The sequence below is a fragment of the Dyadobacter sandarakinus genome, assembly GCF_016894445.1.
Taxonomy (GTDB): Bacteria; Bacteroidota; Bacteroidia; order Cytophagales; family Spirosomataceae; genus Dyadobacter; species Dyadobacter sandarakinus.
The window spans coordinates 6,019,784-6,045,945 of the sequence record NZ_CP056775.1 but is presented as its reverse complement, the minus strand read 5'-3'; the positions used below and the strand labels follow the sequence as shown (position 1 = coordinate 6,045,945).

The window sequence follows — 26,162 nt, the reverse complement described above, 5'->3', positions numbered from 1 at the left end:
ATGCGCGTCATCACATCATCCACCCAGACCCAGCCGCAGTCGACCTCGCGGATCATGATGATCAGGCCGGCCAGCTTCGCATTCAATACTGAAACTGCCGCCAGCAATGCATACCAGCAGACTTCTGCGGCAGGCGGCAACCGTACTGCAACACGGGAGGATGCCGAAGCAGAGTTTAATCTGCTGCTCGACCAGCTCCGCATTACAGGTGTTGATGTGCGGCTTTATAATGATAACCAGGAAACAGCCCGTCCCGATGCCGTTTTTTCAAACAACTGGATCTCTTTCCACCAGAGCGGCAAAGTGGTATTATACCCGATGATGGCCGAAAACAGGCGCAAGGAGCGGCGGCCCGACATTGTGGAAGATCTCAGAAAGGATTTCAAGATAGAGGAAGTGGTGGATCTTACCCATTTTGAATCTCAGGGCAAATACCTGGAAGGTACCGGCAGTATGGTATTTGACAGAAGATATAAAATCGCCTACGCATGCCTTTCACCCCGCACACACCCCGAAGTACTGGACGCATTTGGTGAGGCACTCGGTTACGAAGTGATCCCGTTTTCGGCTTCAGACGAAAATGACCAGCCCATTTACCACACCAATGTACTGATGTGCATCGGCGACGTGTTTGCGGTGATCTGCCTGGAAGCCATCAAAAATCCCGACGAACGTCACCTGGTACGCTCGGCGCTCGAAGAAACAGGCAAGTTTATTATTGAAATATCCCTGGATCAGGTCCGGCACTTTGCAGGCAATATGTTGCTGGTGCGGAGCAAAAACAGCAGTATGTTCCTGGTGATGTCCACCCAGGCTTACGAGTCTTTGAACAGCCGCCAAAAGGAAGCACTCAGCGATTATGCCAAGCTGCTGCACAGTGATTTGTCTGTTATTGAGAAAACCGGGGGCGGCTCCGCCCGCTGCATGATGACCGAAATCCATTTACCCGTAAAATAGAAAAAGGCCCTCGTAAGGGCCTTTTTCTATTGATACCTGCACAAAGCTAGTCATTCAGGTCTGCCTTTACTTTGGAAATTTTCTGTCTGGTATCTGCTTTGAAGTCATCCCATTTATCAGCCGTTTCAGCCTCGGTTCTGTTCCAGGAAGCTTTCAGCTCTTCTTTTTCGGCATTCAGCTCCTTTTTACGCTCGGCCCATTTGGCTTTTTGATTTTCGGATGCCTTGTCCATCTTGGCATCGGCCTCTTCAATTTTTTCGTCCACCTTGGCGACAGCTTCGTCGATCTCGGCTTTCAGGTCATCCTTGTCCTTCCTTACCTTGTCTTCAAATTTGTCACCGGCTTCTTTGATGTCAGCCTTGGCGTCCGCTACATCTTCCTTCATATCATCTTTGGCATTTTCAACCGTCTCATCGGCCGAATCCTTGGTCTTTTCAGAACAAGCTGTAAAAGTGAAAGTACCCGCAAAAAGCATGGCAGCAACCATCCAGGTAAGTTTTTTCATGTCAGGTGTTGATTAAATCAGGTTAATACTCCGATGGAATGTTTAAAAAAACCCTGCCATCAGCAACCTGGCCCTGGCCGGCATTTTTCAGGCACCCGCATGTGCCTCAGCAAGGAAATTATTGCATAGCAAAGCAGCACCATGGAATTTTTCAAGTCTGCAAACTGGTTATGCTGCTGAGTAAATCTTTGCCGCACGCGCATATTCCTTAACCCAGCTGATATGAACAAGTTTTCCGTTCCTGCTTTTTTATTACTATCATTTTTTGCAAAAACAGCCGGCGCGCAAAGCCAGCCTGATACCTTGCGGACGCAAAGCCTGGAAGAAGTAACTATTAATGCGTTCGAATCCCGGTCGAGCTACCTGTCCACCACCGCGAGTGTAGGACTGCTCAATGCCCGGTCCCTCGAACGCTACTCCCCTGTTACCTGGGCCAATGCGGTAAATGCAATCCCCGGCGTCAGAATGGAAGAACGTTCACCGGGAAGTTACCGCTTTTCGGTCCGGGGAAGTCTGATCCGTTCTCCTTTCGGGGTGCGGAATGTAAAATTTTACTGGAACGGGATACCATTCACCGATGCCAGCGGCAATACGCCCCTTAATGCGCTGGACTATGGTGCTGTACAAAGTATGGAGATCATCAAAGGTCCGGGCAGCAGCATTTATGGAGCAGGTACGGGCGGCGTGGTACTTTTGCGCAGCATGCCGTTCAGCGACACCAATAACCGGGCGGAGCAAAGTGTAAGTTTCGGCAAATATGGCTTCCAGAACCGGAATACGACCCTGCAGGTCGGCGACGTGTCTATTCAGTACGGGCATACCCAGCAGGATGGCTACCGCAACCAGAGCGCTATGGCAAGGGATGCGATCAGGTTCAGCTCGTCGTCCAAAATCGGGGACAAAGGCCAGTTATCCCTCCTCGGGATGTACTCCGACCTGTACTATCAGACACCGGGAGGCATTACCCTGGCTCAATACCAGGCCAACCCCAAACTCGCCCGGCAGCCTACTGCCACCGTGCCCGGCAGTGAGTCGCAACATGCCGCTATTTATAACAAAATGGCCATGATCGGCGCTAATTATGCCCTCGAACTTTCCGATACCTGGACCCAGTCCAACTCTCTTTACCTGACAAGCACCGACTTTGCTAATCCATTTATCAGTAACTACGAAAAACGCGACGAGCAGGGCTTCGGCGGTCGTAATACCTGGCAGAACCGCTCGTCTATCGGTAATGTAAGGACCAACTGGACCAGCGGATTCGAATGGCAGTATGGAAAATCGGCCCAGCGCAACTATGACAATTTAGGCGGCATTCCCGGCGCTCAGCAAACTGCGGAAGATATCCGCACGAGCAGTATTTCGGTTTTTACGCAGCTTGAAGCCGTGCTGTTTTCTGATCTTACGGCCAGTGCCGGCGTAAGCTACAATGCCTCCAAATACCGGTACGAGCGCTTTTTTCAGCTTCCTTACAGCCGGGAGCAGCGCACATTCGACGGCATTTTTATTCCACGATTTGCATTGAACAAAATTATTGCAGGCAACTGGTCAGTAAGTGCCTCGTACAGCGGAGGCTTCTCACCCCCTACCCTGCAGGAAGTGCGGCCCTCGGCCGGCGGGTTCAGGCAGGACCTGGAAGCGGAAAGAGGTGCTAATACTGAAATTTCGCTCCGGAAGGCAGGTCGCGTGATCACAGGAGAGATCAGCCTGTACCATTTCGGCCTGAAAGATGCTATTGTAAGACGTACAGAAGAAAGCGGAGCGGAGTATTTTATCAATGCAGGAAAAACACGCCAGAATGGTATGGAGTGGAATATCAACTATCAAATCCTGTCCGGTACAGACCTTCCTCTTTCGCTCAAACTCTGGAACACCGGAACGTACACGAAGTACACCTATGAAAGTTTTATCCAGGGAGAAGCCGACCTCACCGGCAAACTGATCCCTGGCATCCCCCGTTTTTCGCAATATACCGGCGTGGATATAATCACCAAATGGGGTCTCTCGGCATTCCTCACGTACCAGAGCGGAAGTTCGTTTTTTCTTAATGATGCCAATACAGTTAAAAATACCCCATACAACCAGTGGATTGCCCGCATAAGCTGGCGCAAAAGCTGGGGCGGACATTTGTACAGCGAGCTATCCGCCTCCGCTGAGCAGGTACATGCCGGTATTTACAGCCTGGGCTATGACCTCAATGCATTTGGAAACCGTTACTATAATGCGGCACCCAAAAACAACCTCTGGGCGGGTGTTAAGGTGGGCTGGGAATGGCAGAAAAACAATAAGTAATGCATCTCTACATCCATATACCTTTCTGCAGGCAGGCGTGTCATTATTGTGACTTTCATTTCAGTACAAATATTTCGGGCAAAGCTGCCATGGTGGAGGCAATTGCGAGGGAGCTGGAAATGAGGCAGGACTACTTGCAGGGCAGGCAGCTGGACACGATCTATTTCGGAGGCGGTACGCCTTCCATGCTCGACAACCGAGAGCTTGACCTGCTTTTTAACCAGATCCACAAGTATTTTGAAGTAGCAAAAGATGCAGAGATTACCCTGGAAGCTAATCCGGATGACCTAACGGCCGACAAGCTGCGCACACTGGCAAAAGCGGGTATCAACCGCCTGAGCATCGGTATACAGTCATTCCATGAGCCCCATTTACGTTACCTCAACCGGATACATTCCGGCCGGGAAGCCGAAGTATGCGTACGGAATGCACAGGATGCGGGTATTACCAACCTGTCCGTTGACCTCATTTACGCTATCGCTGCCGAAAGCCACAATATTCTTGAAAATGATTTGGATAAAACCTTTTCACTGGACATTCCGCACATTTCGGCCTACTGCCTTACCATTGAGCCGCGCACGACATTCGGCAACTGGCTGAAGAATAACCGGATCACGCCCATTGATGAGGAATTTGCAGCCAGCCAGTTTGAGCTGCTTGTCAGCGCACTGGCTGCGGAGGGATATGAGCAGTACGAAATTTCCAATTTTGCAAGAAACGGAAAGTACAGCCGCCACAACAGTTCGTACTGGAAGCAGGAAGCATACCTGGGGCTCGGGCCGGGGGCTCACTCCTACAATGGTACCATGCGCGAGTACAACGTCTCGCACAATGGGCGCTATGTGCAGGCAATCACAGCCGGCCAGGTACCCGCCACGCTGGAAATACTTTCACCCGAAGACCAGGTCAATGAGTACCTGCTTACCGGATTGCGGACAAAATGGGGTGTGGAGATGGGGAAACTGGAACAGCTCTCTCATGGAAAATTCCACGCACTCAGTGCGGCTACACTCAGCAGCTACACCCGGAAAGGCTGGCTGACAGTAGAAAATCAGCAGGTATACCTGACCGAGTCTGGCAAGCTCTTTGCCGACAGAATTGCCAGCGATCTTTTTATGACTGCATGAAAAAGCCGGTAACTGCTGCAATGCATGTTACCGGCCAGTTCACAGATTATGAGCCTTTTAGGCGATCAACTCTGTAGTCAGTGAAAGTTCTGCATTCAGCAGCTGCGAAATAGGACACTCTTTTTTCGCTTTTTCAGCTATCTCTTTAAACTGTCCTTCCGAAATACCCGGGATTGTCGCTTTAAGGTCAATCGCGCTTTTTGTAACCTGACCTTTATTCGGGTCGAGGCTGACGGTTGCGGTTGCATTCAGTTCATCCGCAGTAAATCCGGCTGCATTCAGTTCGAAGCTGAGCTTCATCGCAAAGCAACCTGCGTGAGCCGCCGCGATAAGTTCCTCAGGGTTAGTGCCTTTTCCTTCTGCAAAACGGGTATTGAATGAATATTGCGTGTTTTCAAGCACTGTGCTCTGTGTGCTGATTGTTCCACTTCCTTCTTTGCCTGTACCTTTCCAGATAGCTGTTGCTTTACGGTTGATCATTGTCTTGCTTTTTTATGAATGAATGGTTTCAAACATTTTTTGAAAAGTAATATCTACGCATCAACTACGCAAACATTGTTCCCCTGTAAAATGAATGGGGCGGCGTGAGGCCGGGTATTATTTTAGTTAACCAATTGTTAATGTCGCCCCGGCTCTTAAACCTGACGATGGTAACATGGTCAAAATTCATATTTTTCAGAAAATTTTTCAATTCAACCAACACGAACATGAACAAAAAACTGATCCCTCTGCTCTTAGTCCTGGTAGCACTGTTTCAAGGCTGCCGCGGCCCCGAAGGACCTCCGGGACCTCAGGGACAACAAGGAACGAGCACAAACGTCACCGGCACGACTTTTGACTTTGTCGATGTGGACTTTACCACTGCCAATGATTTTCAGGTATCGCTATCCTTCGACGATGCGGATATTGAAGTGCTGGAATCGGATGCGGTACTGGTATACATTAACTGGGGAGATGTAAAGGTGGGAACTGAAAACCTGCCGGCTTACAGGTTGCTTACGCAAACTGCATTCCTTACCAATGGTATACTGACCTACAATTTCGACCGCACCCGGGATGACCTTTCTGTTTTCCTGGACGGTACCGTAAACAGAGCAACAGTAGCCAGCAGCTACACCACTGACCAGAGCTTCCGAGTAGTGGTAATTCCGGCTGACTTTGCGGCCCGCACAAGCGGCCAGGTTGATTACAGCGACTACAATGCGGTGGTGAAACAATTCAACATCGACGAGTCGAAGATTGTGAAGATCAAAGCTAAGTAAGCAAAAGAATATTTGATATAAATTGGATTTCACAAAACTTTTAAATAAAATCCGGTAATATTGATTACCGGATTTATTTCAAAATGATGAAGTGCCCTACATGTACACTGCTTTTCTGCCTGCTGGCAACAACGGTGATTTTTGCGCAAAGCTTCCGGGAACAAACCGAAGCGTACAGAGAAAATTACAAGAAGGAGTTTTTACGCTCCGAGAACTCACCCCTGAAAAAAGGTGATCTCGGATACTTGAACTTCTTTGAGCCGGACTCTGCATACCGGGTGGTAGCACGTTTTGAAAAAACCAGGGGACAATCATTCGAAATGCCGACGTACAGCGGCACCAATAAAACGTACGTCAAATATGGCGAGCTGAAATTCCGGATCAATGGACGGAGGCAAAGCCTGAATGTGTACCGCAGCCTGAGCCTGCAGTCACTGGCCAGGTACAAGGATTACCTGTTTATCCCTTTTAAAGACAAAACCAACGGTACTGCGTCTTACGGCGGCGGTCGCTACCTCGACCTTAAAACCACCGACCTTGCCGACGGCACTTACGTGCTCGATTTCAACAAGGCCTACAATCCTTACTGTGCTTATTCGGAAGGTTACAACTGTCCGATACCGCCCAGTGCCAACCACTTGTCCATAGCCATACCGGTAGGCGAAAAGAAGTTTGAAAAAGGACAAGAACAGGCGCAGCTTCAAACTGCGCGCTCAGCAGGCAACCGTTTCAAATAGGACGAAGTGGCCCTCATAGGACACGCCCATTGACTTAACCTTCCAACCATTCTTGCCGTAAAAATTCACGGCTTCTTTGTTGCTTTCCAGGCATTTGAGCGTGGCAGAGCCCTTCATGGTTTTCAGGGCATACCGGAGCAGGGCTGCCCCGATTCCCCGCCGCTGAAAGCGAGAGTCTACATACAGGTGGTGCACGAAGTTATCATTCCGCCAGATCGACACGAAGCCGCACACCATTCCTTCGTACCGGGCCACCATCACGTGCTCACCGGCAGTATCTTCATCAAAAGTGTCCCTCGAAAGCTTGTCGAGCTTCATCCAGCCGAAGGTTTCCTGTCTTACCCGGGAATAAATGTCCTTTAACGCAGGGCGGTCGGAAGAAATAATATCTGAAATTTCCAGCTTGTCCAGATCAATCATTTTTCATGGCAGGTAAAAATGAAAAAGCCTGGCATATATACCAGGCTCTTTCTTGTATTGCAAATTATGAGGCTTTAATTACCTCCTTTTGCTTTAAAATCCGCTCAAAAACTTTCAGATCGTGCTCGGAGGTGAAGATCGAAAAGGGAAGATGCAGGAACTGACCTTTGGAAATCACCAGCACGTAGGCATCCTTGTCTTTATAACCGTCCAGGATCTGCTCCCATTTCAGTACGCTGCCTTCCTTCTGATTCAGCTTCATCAGAATCTGGCGGCTGTCTATCTCGTATGAAAATCTTTCAAACATCGGCTTGTACTGTGCAAGCTGCGTAATCCCGGTAAACTGTACCAGCCAGAAAAGCACGTACAGGAGCGCACCCACAAAAACGGTAATGTAAATCCATAGGTTGGGATAAACACCCGTGAGATTGAGTGCGGCATTGATAAAGATGAGTGCCAGCGGAATAAGCCCCCATTTAAGCTGTGTTTTGAAAAAATACATCATCGCAATGGTAATGTACTTCTTGGTGGGAAGCGCATACTTCTTGGTACGTACTGCTGCGGGATTCGTCGGTACCTGGTAGACGGGCTGGTGTTTGTTAACCGAAACTTTGGCCATATATGTTGAATTAAACTAACTCGGGAGAAGATTGGATCAATGCTTTTTCAAAAGCAAAATGAAGCGCAAATTTAGATAAAACCATCTGAGATATCAGAAAGCTGTTCAAATAAAAACCACTTAAAAGATTTTAGTGTAATTTGTCTTTTCCAATCACGTTGAGAAGGTAGCCGGCACATGCAACGGTTTGGCCGTTCAAAGCAAAGCTAAACACGATAACATCCAGGTTACATGAGTTTTCTTTTTCCGTCATTTTTGTGGGGTTTACTGGCTGTCTCTATTCCTGTTGCCATTCATATATTTAATTTCCGGCGTACCAAGCGGGTTTTCTTTACCAATGTAGCTTTCCTTAAAGCGGTTGATACACAAACGCGCTCAATCAGGCAGCTAAAACACCTGCTCGTACTGGCTGCCCGGATCCTTGCGATCATTTGCCTGGTACTTGCATTTGCACAACCTTTTATACCCAATGAAAATACGCAGGCAGCTACCCGGCGTGGCATTACGAGCCTGTACCTGGACAATTCGTTCAGCATGCAGAGCGAGCTGAACAACAAACGCTACCTGGATATTGCCACCGGGAGATTGAGTGATCTCCTCGGGATTTTTAAGAATGCGTTGTCCCTGCAGCTCGTCACAAACGATTTCTCGTCTCAGGAGCAGGGACTTTACCCTGCTGAAAAACTGCGCGACCGCCTAACAACCATCGACCTCTCCCCTACCGCCCGCACCCTGGATCAGGTATATAAAAGACAGCAGAACCTTATTTCCCGCCACCAGAGTGCGGGGACCAATCAGCTTTTCTGGTTCTCGGATTTTCAAAAAAGCACGTCGGGCAGCCTTTCAGCACTGAAAGTGGACTCGGCCAGCCAGCTTTTCCTGGTACCGGTACAGGCCGCTGCCGAAAAAAATATCTTTGTCGACTCTGCCTGGCTCAATACGCCTTTTATCAGGGAATTGCAGAACAATGTACTCTTTGTAAAAGTGAGTAATTCAGGGAGCGAGGAAGCCCGGAACGTAGCGCTGCGCCTGACGCTGGACAATACCCAGGCCTCCACTGCCTCCGTCAGCGTGCCTGCCAACGGAAGCGCTACTGCCAGATTCAATTTCAATCTGAAAGGCAAGGGATATAAAAAAGGTATGATCACTTTTGACGACTTCCCCGTCACATTCGACAACAACTATTATTTCATCCTCAATGCATCGCCCCGCATCCGCATCCTGCACATCTACGGGCAGCGCACCGGTGGCGATTATATTGAAAACGTATATGCCAATGACAGTCTGTTTGCCATGCAGAGTTTCAGTGCCCAGAATGTGGATCCCGGCCTGCTGCGCAATGCAGACCTGGTGGTACTGGAAGGTGTGGAAAGACTCCCGGGCTCACTGCCGCAGGATATTCAGGACTTTGTACGCGGTGGGGGAAGCATTGCCATTGTTCCCGCAGCACGTCCTGACCAGGCTGGTTATGGAAGGCTGCTCTCCGGGCTGGGCATTACAGGACTTACCACAGGCCAGGACGACAATGCAACATTGATACCCCTGGCGCCGCCCAATCGCAGTAATCCCTTTTTCAGCGATGTTTTTGAAGAGTCGGTGCGGCAGGAGATCAATCTTAACCTGCCGGCTGTCACGCCGGTGTGGAGCTGGGCCAGTGCAGGGCAGCAACTGCTCGCATTGCGGGATGGCAAAACGTACCTTACGCAGGCTTCGGCCGGAAAAGGCAGGGTGTACCTGTTTGCCGCGCCGCTGGACCGGGAGTTCGGAAATGTGGCTCAGCATGCAATTTTTGTGCCTGTGATGTACAAGCTTGCTGCTTCGAGCGTGCGGGCTCAGCGTACTTCCTATACTTTCAATGAAAATCCGATTGCATTGAATATCGACAGCGCGGCAGCCAGCACCGTATACCAGCTCCGGCGCGACAAAACGACCCTCATACCTGTACAACGCATTGCGGGCAATCAGCTTTTGATGGAAATTCCGCAGAATGAGCAGGCCGGGCAAGAGCTTGGACCGGGGTACTACGAGCTGGTACGTGAAAACAAGGTGGAGCAGATCATTGCCCTCAATCATAGCAGTACGGAGTCACAGCTTCAGTACTACACACCGGATGAGCTGCGGGCAGCATTTTCAGGTCAGAAGAATGTTAAAGTGTTTGATAAAATTGATGATTCGGCGTTTTCAAGCACATTCCAGCAGCAGAATATGAACACAAACCTCTGGAAGTACTTTCTCTACGGTGCCCTGTTTTTCCTGCTGGCAGAAATCGCACTGATCCGGTTTATGCGGTGAGTTTTGGTTAAAATCGGATCTTCTGCTTTAACATTAGCGGTTTTTAATCCAATTTTGCAGGACACTACGCTTTACTTCAATGCTTTCATCCCGAATAGGAATTCTTGGCGGCGGTCAGCTCGGCCTGATGCTTTTACAGGCCGCAGTAGACTGGAACCTAGACATTCACGTTCTCGACCCAGATGCGGACGCCCCCTGCAAAAAGATCGCCCCACATTTTCAGCAAGGTTCATTACAGGATTTTGATACAGTTTACGAGTTTGGTAAAAATCTGGACGTCATCACGATTGAGATCGAAAAAGTAAATGTAGAAGCGCTGGAAGCCCTGGAAAAAGAAGGCAAGCGGGTATACCCGCAGCCGGCGGTGATCAGACAGATACAGGACAAGCGCATCCAGAAACAATTTTACAGCGACCGGCAGCTTCCCACCGCCGAATTTATCCTGACCGACAACAAAGCGGACGCCGCGCAGCATGCATCATTCCTGCCCGCCTTTCACAAGCTGGGCAAAGACGGGTACGATGGCAGGGGTGTACAGCGCATAGCGACTCCGGCGGATTTCGACAAGGCATTTGACAAACCCGGCCTGCTTGAAAAAGCAGTACCTTTTACCAAAGAACTGGCCGTCATTGTGGCCCGTAATGCATCGGGACAAACCGAAACTTTCCCGACCTTGGAAATGGTGTTTCATCCCGAGCACAACCTGGTAGAGTACCTTTTTGCACCAGCAGCCATCACGCCGGAGATTGATGCAAAAGCGCAGGAAATTGCCATAAAAACAGCAGAAGCATTTCAGATCGTGGGCCTGCTCGCCGTAGAGCTCTTTTTGACGCCCGAAGGTGAAGTGCTCATCAATGAAGTAGCTCCCCGGCCGCACAATAGCGGTCACCATACGATCCGGGCCAATGCTACTTCCCAGTACGAGCAGCACTGGCGTGCCATCCTCGATCTGCCGCTGGGAAGTACTGCCGCCTATGCGCCTTCCGCCATGGTCAACCTGCTGGGAGAGGACGGCTTTGAAGGGCCTGCACTGTATGAAGGAATGGAAAAAATTCTTGGCACGCCCCAGGTATTTCCTTTTTTGTACTGGAAAGCCATCACCAAACCATTTCGCAAAATGGGCCATATTACCATCATGGACGATAGCCTCGACGCATTAAAGGAGAAAGTAGCCTTCGTGAAGGACAATATCCGTGTGATCAGTTCTGTTAAGTGAAGGACGATCCGCAAGTATCTCAATCAGCACTCACAAAAAATGGCCTGACCGGCCGAAAATAGAAATTCAATGGTTGGAATTATCATGGGCAGCCTTTCAGACAGGCCCATTATGCAGGAAGCTGCAAATGCTCTCAATGAACTGAGGGTACCTTACGAAATGGAGATCGTGTCGGCACACCGCACACCCGAGCGCATGCTGGAATATGCATCGTCCGCGCGGAGCCGGGGACTGAAAGTAATCATTGCCGGTGCAGGCGGAGCAGCCCACCTTCCCGGTATGGTCGCCTCACTTACCTCCCTGCCGGTGATTGGCGTACCGGTACTTTCCAGCAACTCGATAGACGGCTGGGATTCGGTACTTTCCATCCTCCAAATGCCTGCCGGAGTACCTGTTGCTACCGTTGCGCTGAACGGCGGAAGGAACGCCGGAATACTCGCTGCACAGATCATCGGAGCCAGTAATGTGGAGCTTGCAAGACGTCTGGATCTGTTCAAAGATGGTCTGAAACAAAAAGTTGCAGCCATGAACCAGGAACTAAAAATCAACTTGTAAAGTATCCTGTCTTTAGTATTTTCGTGCATATTTAACGCTACAAGAAACATTGAAGCCGCTAAGCGCTATGGAAGATGAGTTCCCGAAAAGAAGAAATATCCGTCCTACTGAGAAATCAAATCTGCCCATTGTTACGCTGCTTGTTCTGGTCCTGTTGGTATTTGCAATGCTCTATGTAGGTTATGAATACATTTCCGACAGCTCCTCTACTTCCGAAGAACTTACTTCTGTTGTCGTGGACTCCACCCTTGACGATGATGCTGATGAGCGTACTGCCCCGGAGCCGGAGGCACTTAATCAGCCTCAGGAATCAGCCGAAGCCAAGCCGGTAGAAGAAACCCGCGACACACCTCCGGCTGCAATCACCACACCTGCTGTTTCTCCCAGCTCCATTGGCGGCGAGGAAATCACGCATACTGTAAAAAGCGGAGAGACGTTTTCAAGCATTGCATCCCGCTATAATCTGAAACTGGAAACACTGAAAGGTCTGAATCCGAGTGTGAGTGATGTGAAGGCAGATGTTACCAAACTCAAAGTTCGCGTGCAGACAACCCATACCGTAGGTCCCGGCGACGTACTGCGCGTAGTTGCCAGCAAATATTCCGTTTCCAAAGAGGCGATCATGAAAGCCAATGGAAAAACCAAGGACTTCGCCGAGCGGGGCGAAAAGCTGATTATTCCTTTCAAAAACAGGAAGTAGCAGTAACCCAGCTTGCTACCTGGGCAACTCAACTTGCCAACCTGGGCAACTCAACTTGCCAACCTGAGCAACTCAACTTGCCAACCTGAGCAACTAACCCTTGTCAGCCTGAGCAACCAACCCTTGTCAGCCTGAGCAACCAACCCTTGTCAGCCTGAGCAACCAACCCTTGTCAGCCTGAGCGGAGTCGAAGGCAGTTCCGGCCTTCGACTCCGCTCAGGCTGACCAAGCGATAGTCCCTCCTTTAACCTCTCCCATTAAAACCCTGGCCCGCGCTCGCGGCCGGGAAAGCCGCCGCCTTCCAGGTCTCTGCGGCGGAAACCTCCTTCATCCTGGCGCACAGGCATTTTGCCGAAGTTGCGGAGCGTATATGTGAAAGTCAGCATTGCATACTGGGTCAGCACGCGGTTGGTCACGTCCTGTACATACGTTTCGGTGACGTTCCGGGATATGCTGTTATTTTGTTTCAATATATCAAATACGGTCAGTTTCAGCTCGCCCGCATTATTTTTCAGGAACTTCTTGCCGATGCTTGCATTCCATAGCGTAAAGTTTTGGTTATAACCTGCACCCAGCCCGCGGTACGATTGGTTGCTGATATCGGACTGCAGTACAAACCCCTTTCCGAAAATCCAGTTGACCCGGCCGGCAATGCCCTGTGTATAATAGTTGTTGTTAAAATTGGGCTGAATGGTATTCCGCACCACATTGTAATTACCCGAGTACGACAGCGTAAAGTCCAGCTTGTCGCTTACATTGCTGCTCAATACCAGTCCCTGAGAAATGGCATAGGTATTGGAAAAATTGGGCACATTGTTGATCAGGCCCGGCGAGCGCACGTAGTTAAAGCCTGTGGTTACATTCAGATTGAGTTTTAATGGTGCTACCGGCTTCCCATAAGCAACAAAGGTGCGTGCATTCCAGCTTCCATCCACATTGACCGGCGCGGTCAGCTTTGCTCCCTGTTCCAGCACAATACCACCCGGCAAAGTAGTAGGCTCCTGCGCAATGTAGGTCGAGTTCACAATCGCGTGATTTGTTTGTGTAACAAAAACCATGGCATTAAAACTGTATGGTCGGCTGGCCCCTGCCAAAGAGTAGCGTACGTTGAGCGTATTACGGTATTCCTGTTTCAGATCAGGATTTCCGGCGGTAAGTGCCAGGGGATTGCTGTTATCTACCACATTCTGCAACTGCGTTATCGAAGGCTGGTTGGTAGCGCTGCGGAAAAATGCACGGAACTGTGAGCCTGTTTTGGAGCGGTAGCTCAGCATCAGGTTGGGTAAGAAGTTGGTAAATGTCTGGTCTACCTTCGCGTCACCCGGGAAAAGTTGCTGGCTGTACAAACCTGTATTTTGAAAATCCATCCCCAGATTGGCCGACCAGCTGTTTTTGCGGTAACGATAGCCTACCCCGGCCCGCTGCGTTACATAACGATTATCAAAAGTATTGGACAAAAGTGTATCCAGGCTTGTATATGCATTGTCGTCAAAGCTCATGTTATAAGTTCCCTTGTCGGAGTTACTATTGCTGAGCGTAAGCCCGTAGTTGAACTGCAGCTGCCCCGTTTTGCTGATCGGCTCCGTGTAGATCACGTTTCCGCCCAGGGTAACCCCGTTCGACGAGTTGTAGGTACGCTGATCGATCGTATCACCACGGACGGCCGTATCCGACAAAATGAGCGGATCGTAGTACAGGTTTCTTGAATAAAGATTGCGGGTACCATTCCTGTCATTGACCTGCGTGTTCAGGTTAACCGACAGTGTCCGCCCTTTTTTGTCAAATGAATGCCGGAAGAGAATGTCGTTCCCGAAGTTGTAGCCTTTGTTCTTGTTCGTTTGCGTATTATCGGAACTGTTGAGCAGGTTACCGTTTGCAAGTGCCGTGAAGCCTTCCCTGGTACTCCCCGATTTATTGTCCTGAAAGCTCAGTCGCGGCGTAAAGATGAGCGAGTTTTTAGGATTGATATTGTACTCAACCCGGAAGTTGAGCCGGTGGTTGAGGTTAGTGGAGGAAGTACGGCTGTCTTCATCATAAAACTGATTGGAAGTATTGCCTGAAAGAAAGTACTCCTGGGCTGTACGCTGGATGTTGGTATTTCCGGTACGGTTGAAAAAATAGCTGCCCGACACATCTACCTTCTTCCCGAACTTGTTGGCATAATTAAGCCCAAACGAGTTGGTACCCGTAATTCCGCTCTGATTACCGATCAGGAAATTATTGGACGCTCCCCCGCCAGCGCTCCCTCTGCCGCCACCGGTGCTGCCGCTCACGCCCAGCAGATCCTGGCTCGAAAAGTTCTGCATATTGATGTTGTTGCTCAGCCCGATTACCGAAATGCGCTGATCGCCTTTGAAGTAGCTGACATTGCCGCCGGCCTGGTAGCGGTTATCCAAACCATAACCCGCATATACCTTTCCGAACTGACCCGTACGCCGGTCGGCTTTGGTGACAATGTTGATGGTCTTCTGTGCATTGCCATCGTCGAAACCAGTGAATTGTGCCTGGTCGCTCAACTTATCAAATACTTCAATTTTTTCAACTACTTCGGCTGGCAGTGATTTCAATGTCAATGCAGCATCGTCCCCGAAAAACGGTTTTCCGTCTACCAGTACTTTATTGACGGTCTCGCCATGCGCGGTTACGGTACCATTGGTCACTGTAATGCCGGGCATTTTCTGGATCAGATCTTCGGTTGTAGCGTCAGGATTGGTTTTGAATGCCGCTGCATTGAACTGGGTTGTATCGCCTTTTTGCTCCATAGGCGTCACTTGTCCTACTACTTTCACCTCTTTCAGGTTTGCTATCGCTTCTGAAAGCCGGAAGGTACCCAGGTCCTGCACATCCTGCGTGATGGTGACAGTTGTGCTTTTGTCGCGATAGCTCAGATAGGAAATCTTTACCAGGTAGGATGCATCTTTTGCCAGACCTGTAAATACAAACCGCCCATCAGCATCCGTGGTTACATACTCGGGTTTGGCATCAGGCACATTCCGGGTCACAGATATGTAGGCACCCACAACCGGCAAACGGTTGAGGCTGTCCAGCACGGTTCCCTGCAGGCGGGCAGAAGGTGTCTGGGAAAATGCTGCCGGCAACGCTGCGGCAAGCATCAGGAGTATAAGTAGGGTAAGTCTTTTCATGATCCGTCAAGATTTATGGCTTTTAGAGCATTGCCCCGGATGAAAGTTTAATCATTCGGGGCGCATAAACCAGGCAATCGACGGAACAGGCTATTTTTATAGACCAACAAGCCGGATTGTACGATGGAAATTGGGATCAATACGATAGGCTATTTCAGCCAGCCTTTCAGAATGTCTTCATATACTTCCAAAAAGTAGGCATAAGCTTGTTCAAGCTGGGGAATTGCTTCGGGCAAGGTAGACCGGTCGTCAGATTTAAGCCGCCACTCGGCATCCCGCGCAATCTCGGCTACCTGCGACACACCAATGGTTCCTGCACTTCCTTTGAGGGTATGCAGGTTACTTTTTACGGTTGCAATATCATTTTCAGCAAAAGCCTTCACCGCATCTGCAACCAGCTCATTGGATTCAGTCACAAAATCTTCAAAAACCGACCATACCAGATCGGCACCGCCGATTGTGCTCAGCTGATCTATAATTTCCTTGTCCAGAACAGGCAATGCTGCGACTGTCGGCTCCGCTGCCTGCACCGGCGCGTTATTCTGCTCCTTTTCAGTACCGGGAACAAGATCGCGCACCTTTGATACCAATGTCTGGGCGCGGATCGGCTTGGCAATATAATCGTCCATTCCCTGACTGATAAAGCGATCCCTGTCTTCCTTCATGGAATAAGCTGTCATGGCCACAATCGGCGGCAGCTTGTCCGGGTAGCGCTTTTTCAGTTCCTGCGAGGTTTGCACGCCATCCATGTCCGGCATCTGGATGTCCATGAAAATAATATCGTAACCAGGCGTGCCTGCGCTAAACCGCTCAGCTACCTTTTCAATGGCTTTGAAACCACTCTCCGCCAGGTCAACCACGCAGCCCGACTTTTTCAGGATTTCATTGGCAACTTTCCGGTTCACCGCATTGTCGTCGACAAGCAATATCAATGGATGATAAGTGGCAAAAACGTCCTCAATGGAGCCGTCTTCCTGGGTTGCAACCGTGCTGATCTGCGCGCCGGATGTTTCCTGTGTTTCAAACGTAAACCAGAACGTGCTACCCTTCCCAACTTCCGATTCCACCCCGATCTCCCCGTTCATCAGCTCGCAAAGCTGCTTGGAAATAGCCAGCCCCAGGCCGGTACCGCCAAACGATTTTCGCGACGAGTTGTCGAGCTGGGTAAAGGAAGTAAACAGGATCTGCCGGTCGGTAGCACTGATCCCGATCCCGGAATCCTGCACCTCAACCTTGATCTTGTGAAAGCGGTCTATCTTTTTCACCAGCGTCAGCGACACTTTTACCTCCCCGTTTTCAGTAAACTTCAATGCATTGGAAGTCAGGTTGGAGAGGATCTGTAAAAGGCGGGTCTGATCGGCGATAACAAACTTCGGAATGTCCGCAGCAATGTCGTACACCAGGGTATTACCCTTGCTTTTCGCTGTTTGCCCAAACAGGGAGACGAGTTTGAGCAGCAGGTCTTCCACGCCGATCGGTGCCTCGTGCAACTCCATCTTGCCGGCTTCGATTTTAGACAAATCGAGGATATCATTCAGGATGTTGAGCAGGGTTTCGGACGAGCGTTTAATAGTCATCACATAATCCTTTTGCTCTACATTGAGCGGCGTCTCGCCCAGCAGGTCAATCATCCCGATCACACCATTCATAGGCGTACGAATTTCGTGGCTCATATTGGCCAGGAAACCCTCTTTCACTTTCAGAGAGCGTTCGGCATGTTCTTTGGCTTTGAGCAACTCCTGTTCATTTCGTTTCAGCTCGGTAATGTCGCGGGCGAGCACAGCCACCTCGGTCGGCTTGCCTTTATCATTGGTAAACATCAGCATGTTGATCATAAACTGACGCTCCGTACCATCTTTCCGGTACATGGTAATCTCAAAATTCCGCAGACTGCGCGTTTTCCTTAGCCGGATCAGGGCCGAATGGATGCGCTTGCGGTCGGTAAAAAACTCGGTAACCTTGTGTCCGATCACCTCGGCCGGCAGGTATCCCATACGTTTCAGGATCGACTGGCTGATCATGGTAACCTCACCCTGCCGGTTGATGCGGCAGTAGATGTCCTGCAAATTCTCGAAAATACCCCTGAAAAGCTCTTCGCTATGCCGCAGCGACAATTCTGCTTCCTTCCTTCTGGTAATGTCGCGTGCGATCCCGCTTACCTCCTCAATCGTCCCTTCGGCATAGTGGATCGGGTTCAGGTAAAATTCCAGCCACATTTCACCTGCATTCTTACGCTCGATTTTAAACTCGAAATACTGAGGCTCTCCTTTCAGCGCAAGCCGGTACTTGGCTTCCAGCGTGCGGCGATTGCTGTTGCCTACCATACGCCAGCCGAACTTTTCGGGGCTGGACTGAAGTGATGGCCGCGTACCCATCTGGCTCTGGATCAGGTCTGCGTAGTTTTTGTTAAATGACGTGAGCTGCAGCGATTTGTTCACAGACCAGATCAAGTGGGTACTACTGTCAAAAATAGCATTCAGGCGCGCTACGTACTTGTTCAGTTCCTGCTCACTCTGCTTCCTAGCAATAGCCATGGCCACCTGGCCGGAAATAAATTCCAGCAGTTCCAGGTCGCGGGTGTCAAACATGTTCGGATCGTCATAGGATTTTACCCCAATGATCCCCGTCACCCGCTCACCAATGCGCAGCGGCACGCAAAGCAGCAGCTTGGGCACAATGCCATATAAATGCAGGCTGTTTCTTTTTGCCAGCTCCTGGATTTCCTCTCCTGATAAAAACAGTGCTTTATTGGACGCGATCGCATATTCTGTTACTCCGTTCCCGAGTTTCCGCTTCGTAAACCGAACATTTCCCCTGAAATACTGATCGACATAATAAGGGAAGTACAGGTAGCTCTGGCTGGGATTGTACAATGCAATAAAAAAGTTCTGCACATCAATGATCTTGCCCAGTTCTTCGTGTATGCTTTGGTAAAAATCGTCCAGATTGGGCGTGGTGACCGTCCAGTTAGCAATGCTATAATACAGGTTCTGGGCTTTTTCAGCTCTTATTTTTTCTGTAAAATCATTGAGTATGCAGCGGAGAGCAGTTGGTTTTCCATTGTCGTACCGGCAGCTTACGCTACCCGCCACAAATACCTTTTTACCTTCCTTGCTGAGGAATACGGTTTCGAAATGCCCGTTTGAAGTACCATCAACGATCTGCCTGAACTGGGCCAGAGCCTGCTCCCTGTGCTGCGGATGCAGGATATTTTCCACGCGCATGGCTGCAATCTCATCCAGTCCGTAGCCGAGTACCTCCCGCCAGGCTTTGTTGACGAAAATGAATCGTCCGTCGATCGCCACCAGCTGGATGAGGTCGCTGGTATTATCAACGAGATCCTGTAATTGCGAGTTGGATTTGGCAATCGCCGACTCCATGCGGCGGCGACGGGTAATATCGTCACCCACCAGCGTAATGCATGAAACCTCGTCCTCCTCGTACTGGATCAGCACGGAATTGATAGAAAAAGTACGCAGCGCTCCCTGCTGTGAAAGAAAAGGCACTTCGCGCTGTTCGAGCTTCCTTTTACCCTGGATCCCCTCTTCGAGCATCTGCCGCACTTCATCTGCTTCCTCCCTGGGGATCAGCTTATCAAAGATGCTGTTACCCACCAGGTCCGACTCCTGCCAGCCTGTTTTTTTCAGCGCATGCTGGCTTATTTCCCTGATGATAAAATCAGGGGTAAACGTAACGCCGATCAGGTTGAGGTGCTGCAAAGTTGCATGTATACTCTGCCAGTCGGTGTAAGAAGTAATGGTTTCCATGGTGCGCGAGCAATCGTACTTTTAGGTTTCCTTCCAATTCTTTATTCAATAAATCTACGAATTAAGCCGTAATTTTGGTTCGTGAAAGTAAATTATAAGCACCGGGACGATTCAAAAGTCAGGGCCAAAAAACACCTCGGCCAGCACTTCTTAAAAGACATTTCAATTGCCGAGCGGATCGTCGGGGGATTGTCGGGACATGACGGGTACAAGCAGGTACTCGAGATCGGCCCCGGCATGGGGGTACTCACGCAGTTTCTGCTGAAAGAGCCTGCTTACAGCACCTTCGTCATTGAAATTGATACCGAATCCGTAGCTTACCTGAAAGCCCATTATCCGGAGCTCACGCCCCGCATACTGGAAGGTGATTTTTTGAAATTTGATACAAAAACCGTTTTTGATGCTCCCTTTGCGATCATCGGCAACTTTCCATATAATATTTCCTCCCAGATTTTCTTCCGTGCATTGCAGATCAGGGACCAGATTCCCGAGATTGTTTGTATGCTGCAGAAAGAAGTAGCGCAGCGCATTGCATCGCCGCCGGGAAACAAGGATTACGGAATTCTGAGTGTGCTGCTGCAGGCATTTTACGACATCGACTATCTGGTGTCTGTTCCTCCCGGCGCGTTTGATCCTCCCCCCAAAGTGCAATCGGGCGTGATCCGGCTGCGACGGAATAAAGTACAGAGCCTTGCGTGCAGTGAGAAGCTTTTCTTTACGGTAGTAAAAACGGCTTTTAACCAGAGACGTAAAACACTGCGCAATGCATTAAAGCCCATCGGCGAATTTCCTGAGCATCCCCTCCTGACCCGGCGTGCCGAGCAGCTGAGTGTGGCCGAATTTGTGGAGCTTACCCGGATGGCAGAGCAAGTTATTGCCCCATAGACACCTGAACCCCGCTGGAACTCTATCGTTAACCGTCAAAAACGAGGAACAATGACGTTTGAATTGACCAAGGAATATGTTGATCACATTCAGGACTTAATCAATAAACAGGATTCCGATGCGCTCATGCAGCAAATGGAAAACCTGTTTCCCGCAGATATTACCGGCCTGCTTTATGAGCTCGAAACCGAAAGTGCCAAGTTCCTGATCAGCCAGGTACGCCTTGAAACCGGTGCTGAGATCCTGGCCGATATGGACCCGAATGAGCGGCGGGAGTTTCTTAAAGTTTTTACGTCAGAAGAGATATCCCAATTCGTCAACCTCTTTGATTCCGATGATGCTGTGGACTTGCTGAACCAGCAGCCGATCCGTGTCAGGGAGGAAGTTATTGCATTGCTGGAAGACCGGGAGCAGGCGCGTTTTATCCTTGACCTGCTGCATTATGACGAAGATGTTGCGGGTGGTCTGATGCAGAAAGAGCTGGTTAAGGCAAATGTCAACTGGACTGTAAACCAATGCATTGAAGAGCTGCGCAAGCAGGCGGAAGATGTAGGAAAAGTGTATGCCGTATACGTAGTGGACGATTCCGGGAAGCTGCATGGGATTTTATCATTGAAAAAAATTGTCCTTGCACACAAAAACACGAAAATCGAAAGTCTGTACGACAAGGATGTGATTTTTGTGGAGACTTACCGTCCGGCAGAAGAAGTGGCCGAGCTGATGCAGCGCTATGACCTGGACGCGCTTCCGGTGGTGAACGTACAGGGTAAACTGCTGGGCCGCATTACCATCGATGACGTTATCGACGTAATTACGGAACAGGCCAGTTCCGATACGCTTGCAATGGCGGGTATTACGGGTGACGTGGAAGAAAATGACACGATCTGGCAGCAAACCCGGGCACGCCTTCCTTGGCTGCTGGTAGGAATGATGGGCGGAATTCTGGCAGCCAAGTTTATCAGCTTTTTTGAGGGCGACCTGAAAATCATTCCTGCGATGGCTGCATTTATCCCCATCATCGGCTCTACGGGCGGGAATGTCGGCATTCAAACCTCTTCAATCATCCTGCAAAGTCTGGCCGACAAGACAGGCCTCGATGCCTCCGTAGGTCAGCGTTTGGTGCGGATGCTTGCGGTAGCGGGCATCAACGGACTGATCATCAGCAGCATTGTATTTGGCTTTAACTTGTTGATCGGTAATGAAATGCAGCTGGCGCTGGTTGTTTCTGTGGCTTTGCTTTCGGTCGTTTTCCTGGCATCCTTCATGGGAACACTGACGCCGATTTTACTGGAAAAAGTCGGAATCAACCCGGCCGTGGCATCGGGTCCTTTTATAACCACAGCCAATGATCTGATTGGTTACGGGGTTTATTTCGGGCTTGCGCACCTGCTGCTCAATCTCTGATCAGCATTCGCTCAAACTGATCGGAATATTCACCGCCAGGCCCGCTTCCGATGTTTCTTTATAGCGGTTGCTCATATCGAGGGCGGTTTGCCACATCGTCAGCACCACATTGTCCAGCGAAACCTTCGCATTTTCAGGATTACTCTGTAAAGCAAGCTGCGAGGCTGTGATTGCCTTGATCGCGCCCATGGTATTTCGCTCAATGCAGGGTATTTGTACAAGTCCTCCCACAGGATCGCAGGTAAGTCCCAGGTGATGTTCCATGGCAATTTCTGCTGCCATCAGGCATTGTTCTGCATTGGCGCCGGATACTTCGGCCAGGCCCGCTGCCGCCATCGCCGACGAGACTCCGATTTCTGCCTGGCACCCGCCCATAGCAGCAGAAATGGTAGCGCCTTTCTTGAAAATACTTCCTATTTCACCCGCAGTCAGCAAAAAACGCACAACGTCATCGTCAGTACCGCCGCAAAAAGCCAGATGAAACTGAAGAACAGCCGGGATAACACCTGCGGAACCATTGGTGGGTGCCGTGACAACCCGCGAAAATGAAGCATTTTGTTCATTCACAGCCAGTGCAAAGCAGCTTACCCAGTCGAGCGTATAGTTGAAACCTGCACCTGTCGTTTTTACGCGGTCAAGCCATTCCTGGTAGTCCAGGCAGCTTGCACCCTGCAGCAGTTTACGGCTGAGCTCGGCAGCACGCCGGCGCACACGCAGGCCGCCGGGCAAAGTACCTCCTGTTTCGCAGCCCGTGAAAATGCACTGCTGCATTACGGTCCAGATATGGAGAAGCTCTTTCCGGATCACAGCCTCACTCCGCCAGCTTTTCTCGTTTTCCAGGACGATTTCCCAAATAGCCTTGCCCGTCTCCCGGTGCCACTTCAACAGATCCTCTGCGGTATTGACACGATACGGCAATGTTACAGCCGGTATAGATGCCGTGATTTCATCGTTTTCTTTCACCACAAACCCTCCACCGATTGAAAAATAAGTCTCAATGATCGAATCTCCGTCGGCAAGCTGGGCTTCGAATGTGAGCCCATTCGGATGAAAAGGTAATGTTTGGGTATTTAGAAAGACAATCTGAACAGCTGGGTCAAACGGAATCTTGCGGCGGCCGGCCAGATTGATTGTTTTACTTTGGGCAAGATCTTCCAAAATCCGGGGGATGGTACCGGTATCCATTGTTACAGGATCATAGCCCGACAGGCCCAGTATTACAGCTGTATCCGTCCCGTGCCCATTGCCGGTTTTGGCCAGCGAACCATAGAGCAGCACTTTCACCGACACAATCGTATCGAGGTGATTGCGGCCAATCAGCGAGTTGACAAACCTTTCAGCCGCACGCCACGGCCCCAGGGTATGGGAGCTTGAAGGGCCTACACCGATTTTGAAAATATCGAATACGGAAATGGGTTCCTCTTTCACTTCAGACCGGGCTTAGTAAGCTGACACAACATGCGCGACAGCGTGTAAATTTTGTCAATTTATCATTTTTCAAACTCAAAAGTAACCTTTGCAATCCTGACGGTTTTAGGCCTATTTTTGACAAGTCAGAAAATAAGGGATGTAAGTCGGATCCGTCAGAAAATTATGGTTGCAGTTATTCAGCGCGTAAGGGAAGCTTCGGTTACAATCGGGGGGAAAGTCAATGGAGAAATCGGTACGGGTTTTCTGGTATTGCTGGGCATTACGCACCATGATACCGTCGAAGATGTTGAGTGGCTTGGAAAGAAAATTGTGGGTATGCGGATTTTTGGTGATACTGAAGGCAAGATGAACCTTGACCTGAAATCGGTGGACGGAAACATTTTGCTGATCAGCCAGTTTACCCTGCACGCCAGTACCAAAAAAGGAAACCGGCCTTCCTTCATCGAAGCTGCACGTCCCGAAGTGGCAATTCCGCTTTATGAAAGCATGATCGTTTTCCTGGAAAATGAGCTCGGAAAACCAGTTCATACCGGCATTTTCGGTGCAGATATGCAGGTTGCCCTACTGAACGACGGCCCGGTAACCATCCACATAGACTCCAAAAACCGCATCTGACCCAAACTCACTCACTCACTCACTCACTCACTCACTCGCTAACTCACTAACCAACTCATCCATGTCCATCCAGGAAGCCCAGCAACAAGTAGATCAATGGATCAAAACCTATGGAGTCCGGTACTTTTCCGAACTCACGAATATGACAATACTTACCGAAGAAGTAGGTGAACTGGCGCGGATCATGGCCCGGACTTACGGAGACCAGTCATTTAAAAAGTCGGATTTGGGAAAGGATCTCGGAGACGAAATGGCTGATGTGCTGTGGGTACTGATATGTCTGGCCAATCAAACCGGCATTAACCTGACAGAGGCATTTGAAAAAAATCTTGCTAAAAAAACAGAGCGGGATAAGGATCGCCACAAGGAAAATCCAAAGCTGGGCTGACTTTCAGAAGCGAAGTCACAGTGTGAGGCCGCCCGCGACAGGGCGCATGCAAAGCGTGGTACGGGTATTGGTAATTTACATTGTGCCTACCCCCACTTGCGTCAGGCGGAGATCCCAGTTTGGCAAACACCTGTAAGTGTAAGAAAAAAGCGGCAGGAGAAAACCTTTACAGTCATTTCTCAATATGGTGATACCAAAAACGCCCGTCAAATAACGGGCGTTTCGAGTTTTTACATATCTAAAAGTAGCCGCATCGGATCTTCCAGAAGTTGCTTCACGCGAACCAGGAAGCTTACAGAGTCTTTGCCGTCAATGGTACGGTGATCGTAGGACAATGCCACATACATCATCGGACGGATGACAATCTGACCATCTACCACTACCGGACGCTCTACAATGTTATGCATTCCGAGGATTGCTGATTGGGGCGCATTGATGATCGGGGTAGACATCATGGAACCAAAGATTCCTCCATTGGTAATGGTGAATGTACCGCCGGACATTTCGTCCAGTCCCAGCTTGCCGTCACGTGCACGGACTGCCAGCCTTATGATTTCCTTTTCAACACCTGCAAACGAAAGGTTCTCAGCATTGCGGATTACGGGTACCACCAGGCCGCGGGGCGTAGAGACAGCAACTGAAATATCTGCATAGTCATTGAACACGAGTTCATCCCCGTCAATAAATGCATTCACTACCGGGTAGTCTTTCAACGCTACGGTAACTGCTTTTACAAAGAAGGACATAAACCCAAGGCCCACTTCATGTTTTTCCTTGAACTTGTCTTTGAACTTGGCACGCAGATCCATGACCGGCTTCATGTCCACTTCATTGAAAGTGGTAAGCATGGCCGTTTCATTTTTAACAGCCACCAGCCTGCGGGCGATGGTTTTACGCAGCGAAGACATTTTTTCGCGGCGCTGTGCACGGCCACCTGCCGGAGCTGCTGCCGGAGTTGCAGATGCCTTTTCAGCAGATGCCGGCTGGGCAGCAGGAGCCGCTGCGGCTGGTTTGCCTGCTTTCAATGCATCGTCTTTCATGATCCGGCCACCTGATCCGGATCCGTTTACATCTTTCGGATCAATGCCTTTTTCTGCAAGTATTTTGGCAGCAACCGGAGAAGCATGTTTTTCGCTGAATGACTTCTCAGCAGGAGCATCGGCGGCTGTCGCTTCGGGCTGTGGTGTAGCAGGTGCACTTTGTGCTACTGCTCCTGCTCCCGGCTCAATCGTGCAGATCAATGCGCCGATCGGCAGCGTGTCACCTTCTTTACCCACAATCCGCAGGGTACCGGCAGCTTCTGCAGGCAACTCAAACGTGGCTTTATCTGATTCGAGCTCGCAAAGAATATCATCCAACTCCACATGGTCACCGTCCTTTTTACTCCACGATGCTATCGTCACTTCGGTGATCGACTCTCCTACTGCCGGAACTTTCATCTCATAAGCCTTGCCTGCCACAACCGGTGCGGCCGGCTCGGCAGCTGGTGCAGCAGCAGCGGGCTCTTCTTTCTTCTCGGGTGCCGGCGCAGGTGCAGCAGACTCCACTTTGGGCGTACCATTTGATGACGCACCATTACCAGCAGAATCAATTGTTGCGATAAGATCCCCGATATTTAGCGTATCTCCCTCCTGTGCCTTGATATGAAGCGTTCCTTCCGCCTCGGCAGTCAATTCGAATGTGGCTTTGTCTGAATCCAGGCCACAAATGACCTCATCCATTTTTACAAAATCGCCATCATTTTTAAACCAGTTCCCTATCGTAACTTCGGTAATTGACTCGCCTACAGGCGGTACTTTTATCTCAATTTCAGCCATTTTATGAGCAATGTTGTTGTCGGATTAATT

Annotated in this window: 21 protein-coding genes; 13 read left to right on the top strand and 8 right to left on the bottom strand. The window is 49.9% G+C overall.

Going from position 1 to position 26,162, the window contains the following annotated elements; all coding sequences use genetic code 11:
* A complete protein-coding gene (gene ctlX / locus HWI92_RS25085) occupies window positions 1–957 on the top strand; it encodes a citrulline utilization hydrolase CtlX (RefSeq protein ID WP_204660143.1) in 957 nt (318 codons plus the stop codon).
* 46 nt (window positions 958–1,003) lie between these two features.
* On the opposite strand, the gene HWI92_RS25080 is transcribed toward ctlX, so the two are convergent.
* Complete coding sequence (locus HWI92_RS25080) at window positions 1,004–1,462, bottom strand: hypothetical protein (RefSeq protein WP_204660142.1); 459 nt, start codon at window positions 1,460–1,462, stop codon at window positions 1,004–1,006.
* A gap of 222 nt (window positions 1,463–1,684) precedes the next feature.
* Here HWI92_RS25080 and HWI92_RS25075 point away from each other — a divergent pair, with 222 nt between their 5' ends.
* Window positions 1,685–3,754 carry a TonB-dependent receptor gene (locus HWI92_RS25075; RefSeq protein WP_204660141.1) on the top strand — a complete coding sequence of 690 codons (2,070 nt, stop codon included), beginning with the start codon at window positions 1,685–1,687 and terminating at the stop codon, window positions 3,752–3,754.
* Window positions 3,754–4,881: a radical SAM family heme chaperone HemW gene (gene hemW / locus HWI92_RS25070; RefSeq protein WP_204660140.1), complete on the top strand. Its 1,128-nt coding sequence runs from the start codon at window positions 3,754–3,756 to the stop codon at window positions 4,879–4,881. The genes HWI92_RS25075 and hemW overlap by 1 nt, the downstream gene beginning before the upstream one ends.
* Before the next feature lie 57 nt (window positions 4,882–4,938).
* Here hemW and HWI92_RS25065 read toward each other — a convergent pair whose 3' ends face one another.
* Complete coding sequence (locus tag HWI92_RS25065) at window positions 4,939–5,361, bottom strand: OsmC family protein (protein ID WP_204660139.1); 423 nt, start codon at window positions 5,359–5,361, stop codon at window positions 4,939–4,941.
* A 227-nt stretch (window positions 5,362–5,588) separates the two neighbouring features.
* Between HWI92_RS25065 and HWI92_RS25060 the strand changes: the two genes are divergently transcribed.
* On the top strand, window positions 5,589–6,143 hold the full coding sequence (locus HWI92_RS25060; RefSeq protein ID WP_204660138.1) for a hypothetical protein: 555 nt from the start codon (window positions 5,589–5,591) through the stop codon (window positions 6,141–6,143).
* A gap of 83 nt (window positions 6,144–6,226) precedes the next feature.
* Window positions 6,227–6,880: a DUF1684 domain-containing protein gene (locus tag HWI92_RS25055; protein WP_204660137.1), complete on the top strand. Its 654-nt coding sequence runs from the start codon at window positions 6,227–6,229 to the stop codon at window positions 6,878–6,880.
* Here the strand turns inward: HWI92_RS25055 and HWI92_RS25050 are convergent.
* Entirely contained in the window at window positions 6,857–7,300 is a 444-nt protein-coding gene (locus HWI92_RS25050; RefSeq protein WP_204660136.1) for a GNAT family N-acetyltransferase, read from the bottom strand. The two genes, HWI92_RS25055 and HWI92_RS25050, sit on opposite strands and share 24 nt — an antisense overlap.
* A 64-nt stretch (window positions 7,301–7,364) precedes the next feature.
* Window positions 7,365–7,919 (bottom strand): YcxB family protein, encoded by a 555-nt coding sequence (locus tag HWI92_RS25045; RefSeq protein WP_204660135.1) that lies wholly within the window; start codon window positions 7,917–7,919, stop codon window positions 7,365–7,367.
* Window positions 7,920–8,150: 231 nt separating this feature from the next.
* Here HWI92_RS25045 and HWI92_RS25040 point away from each other — a divergent pair, with 231 nt between their 5' ends.
* The 4 genes from HWI92_RS25040 to HWI92_RS25025 all read left to right on the top strand — a co-directional run bounded on the left by HWI92_RS25040 (window position 8,151) and on the right by HWI92_RS25025 (window position 12,682).
* A complete protein-coding gene (locus tag HWI92_RS25040; protein ID WP_204660134.1) occupies window positions 8,151–10,211 on the top strand; it encodes a BatA domain-containing protein in 2,061 nt (686 codons plus the stop codon).
* A 79-nt stretch (window positions 10,212–10,290) separates the two neighbouring features.
* On the top strand, window positions 10,291–11,427 hold the full coding sequence (locus HWI92_RS25035; RefSeq protein WP_204660133.1) for a 5-(carboxyamino)imidazole ribonucleotide synthase: 1,137 nt from the start codon (window positions 10,291–10,293) through the stop codon (window positions 11,425–11,427).
* A gap of 69 nt (window positions 11,428–11,496) precedes the next feature.
* Window positions 11,497–11,982 carry a 5-(carboxyamino)imidazole ribonucleotide mutase gene (gene purE / locus HWI92_RS25030; RefSeq protein WP_204660132.1) on the top strand — a complete coding sequence of 162 codons (486 nt, stop codon included), beginning with the start codon at window positions 11,497–11,499 and terminating at the stop codon, window positions 11,980–11,982.
* A gap of 67 nt (window positions 11,983–12,049) precedes the next feature.
* Window positions 12,050–12,682, top strand: coding sequence for a LysM peptidoglycan-binding domain-containing protein (locus HWI92_RS25025; RefSeq protein ID WP_204664860.1), 633 nt, complete (start codon window positions 12,050–12,052; stop codon window positions 12,680–12,682).
* 257 nt (window positions 12,683–12,939) lie between these two features.
* Here the strand turns inward: HWI92_RS25025 and HWI92_RS25020 are convergent, their stop codons facing one another.
* Window positions 12,940–15,825, bottom strand: coding sequence for an outer membrane beta-barrel protein (locus tag HWI92_RS25020; RefSeq protein ID WP_204660131.1), 2,886 nt, complete (start codon window positions 15,823–15,825; stop codon window positions 12,940–12,942).
* A 149-nt stretch (window positions 15,826–15,974) separates the two neighbouring features.
* A complete protein-coding gene (locus HWI92_RS25015) occupies window positions 15,975–19,592 on the bottom strand; it encodes a PAS domain S-box protein (protein WP_204660130.1) in 3,618 nt (1,205 codons plus the stop codon).
* Window positions 19,593–19,673: 81 nt separating this feature from the next.
* Between HWI92_RS25015 and rsmA the strand changes: the two genes are divergently transcribed.
* Window positions 19,674–20,477: a 16S rRNA (adenine(1518)-N(6)/adenine(1519)-N(6))-dimethyltransferase RsmA gene (gene rsmA / locus HWI92_RS25010; RefSeq protein WP_204660129.1), complete on the top strand. Its 804-nt coding sequence runs from the start codon at window positions 19,674–19,676 to the stop codon at window positions 20,475–20,477.
* Between the two features lie 51 nt (window positions 20,478–20,528).
* Window positions 20,529–21,881: a magnesium transporter gene (mgtE, locus tag HWI92_RS25005; protein WP_204660128.1), complete on the top strand. Its 1,353-nt coding sequence runs from the start codon at window positions 20,529–20,531 to the stop codon at window positions 21,879–21,881.
* Here mgtE and HWI92_RS25000 read toward each other — a convergent pair whose 3' ends face one another.
* Window positions 21,882–23,309 (bottom strand): L-serine ammonia-lyase, encoded by a 1,428-nt coding sequence (locus tag HWI92_RS25000; protein ID WP_204660127.1) that lies wholly within the window; start codon window positions 23,307–23,309, stop codon window positions 21,882–21,884.
* Between the two features lie 165 nt (window positions 23,310–23,474).
* Here HWI92_RS25000 and dtd point away from each other — a divergent pair, with 165 nt between their 5' ends.
* Both dtd and HWI92_RS24990 read left to right on the top strand, forming a co-directional pair.
* Window positions 23,475–23,927, top strand: a complete 453-nt coding sequence (dtd, locus tag HWI92_RS24995) for a D-aminoacyl-tRNA deacylase (RefSeq protein WP_204660126.1) — start codon at window positions 23,475–23,477, stop codon at window positions 23,925–23,927.
* A 61-nt stretch (window positions 23,928–23,988) separates the two neighbouring features.
* Window positions 23,989–24,315, top strand: coding sequence for a nucleotide pyrophosphohydrolase (locus HWI92_RS24990; protein ID WP_204660125.1), 327 nt, complete (start codon window positions 23,989–23,991; stop codon window positions 24,313–24,315).
* A 230-nt stretch (window positions 24,316–24,545) separates the two neighbouring features.
* Here the strand turns inward: HWI92_RS24990 and odhB are convergent, their stop codons facing one another.
* Window positions 24,546–26,132: a 2-oxoglutarate dehydrogenase complex dihydrolipoyllysine-residue succinyltransferase gene (gene odhB / locus HWI92_RS24985; protein WP_204660124.1), complete on the bottom strand. Its 1,587-nt coding sequence runs from the start codon at window positions 26,130–26,132 to the stop codon at window positions 24,546–24,548.
* Window positions 26,133–26,162: the final 30 nt, after the last annotated feature.

Bases quoted from the DNA above. Each gene is read 5' to 3' on its own strand.
- ctlX (WP_204660143.1), top strand. From the start codon at position 1: ATGCGCGTCATCACATCATCCACCCAGACCCAGCCGCAGTCGACCTCG.
- HWI92_RS25080 (WP_204660142.1), bottom strand. From the start codon at position 1,462: ATGAAAAAACTTACCTGGATGGTTGCTGCCATGCTTTTTGCGGGTACT.
- HWI92_RS25075 (WP_204660141.1), top strand. From the start codon at position 1,685: ATGAACAAGTTTTCCGTTCCTGCTTTTTTATTACTATCATTTTTTGCA.
- hemW (WP_204660140.1), top strand. From the start codon at position 3,754: ATGCATCTCTACATCCATATACCTTTCTGCAGGCAGGCGTGTCATTAT.
- HWI92_RS25065 (WP_204660139.1), bottom strand. From the start codon at position 5,361: ATGATCAACCGTAAAGCAACAGCTATCTGGAAAGGTACAGGCAAAGAA.
- HWI92_RS25060 (WP_204660138.1), top strand. From the start codon at position 5,589: ATGAACAAAAAACTGATCCCTCTGCTCTTAGTCCTGGTAGCACTGTTT.
- HWI92_RS25055 (WP_204660137.1), top strand. From the start codon at position 6,227: ATGATGAAGTGCCCTACATGTACACTGCTTTTCTGCCTGCTGGCAACA.
- HWI92_RS25050 (WP_204660136.1), bottom strand. From the start codon at position 7,300: ATGATTGATCTGGACAAGCTGGAAATTTCAGATATTATTTCTTCCGAC.
- HWI92_RS25045 (WP_204660135.1), bottom strand. From the start codon at position 7,919: ATGGCCAAAGTTTCGGTTAACAAACACCAGCCCGTCTACCAGGTACCG.
- HWI92_RS25040 (WP_204660134.1), top strand. From the start codon at position 8,151: ATGAGTTTTCTTTTTCCGTCATTTTTGTGGGGTTTACTGGCTGTCTCT.
- HWI92_RS25035 (WP_204660133.1), top strand. From the start codon at position 10,291: ATGCTTTCATCCCGAATAGGAATTCTTGGCGGCGGTCAGCTCGGCCTG.
- purE (WP_204660132.1), top strand. From the start codon at position 11,497: ATGGTTGGAATTATCATGGGCAGCCTTTCAGACAGGCCCATTATGCAG.
- HWI92_RS25025 (WP_204664860.1), top strand. From the start codon at position 12,050: ATGGAAGATGAGTTCCCGAAAAGAAGAAATATCCGTCCTACTGAGAAA.
- HWI92_RS25020 (WP_204660131.1), bottom strand. From the start codon at position 15,825: ATGAAAAGACTTACCCTACTTATACTCCTGATGCTTGCCGCAGCGTTG.
- HWI92_RS25015 (WP_204660130.1), bottom strand. From the start codon at position 19,592: ATGGAAACCATTACTTCTTACACCGACTGGCAGAGTATACATGCAACT.
- mgtE (WP_204660128.1), top strand. From the start codon at position 20,529: ATGACGTTTGAATTGACCAAGGAATATGTTGATCACATTCAGGACTTA.
- dtd (WP_204660126.1), top strand. From the start codon at position 23,475: ATGGTTGCAGTTATTCAGCGCGTAAGGGAAGCTTCGGTTACAATCGGG.
- HWI92_RS24990 (WP_204660125.1), top strand. From the start codon at position 23,989: ATGTCCATCCAGGAAGCCCAGCAACAAGTAGATCAATGGATCAAAACC.
- odhB (WP_204660124.1), bottom strand. From the start codon at position 26,132: ATGGCTGAAATTGAGATAAAAGTACCGCCTGTAGGCGAGTCAATTACC.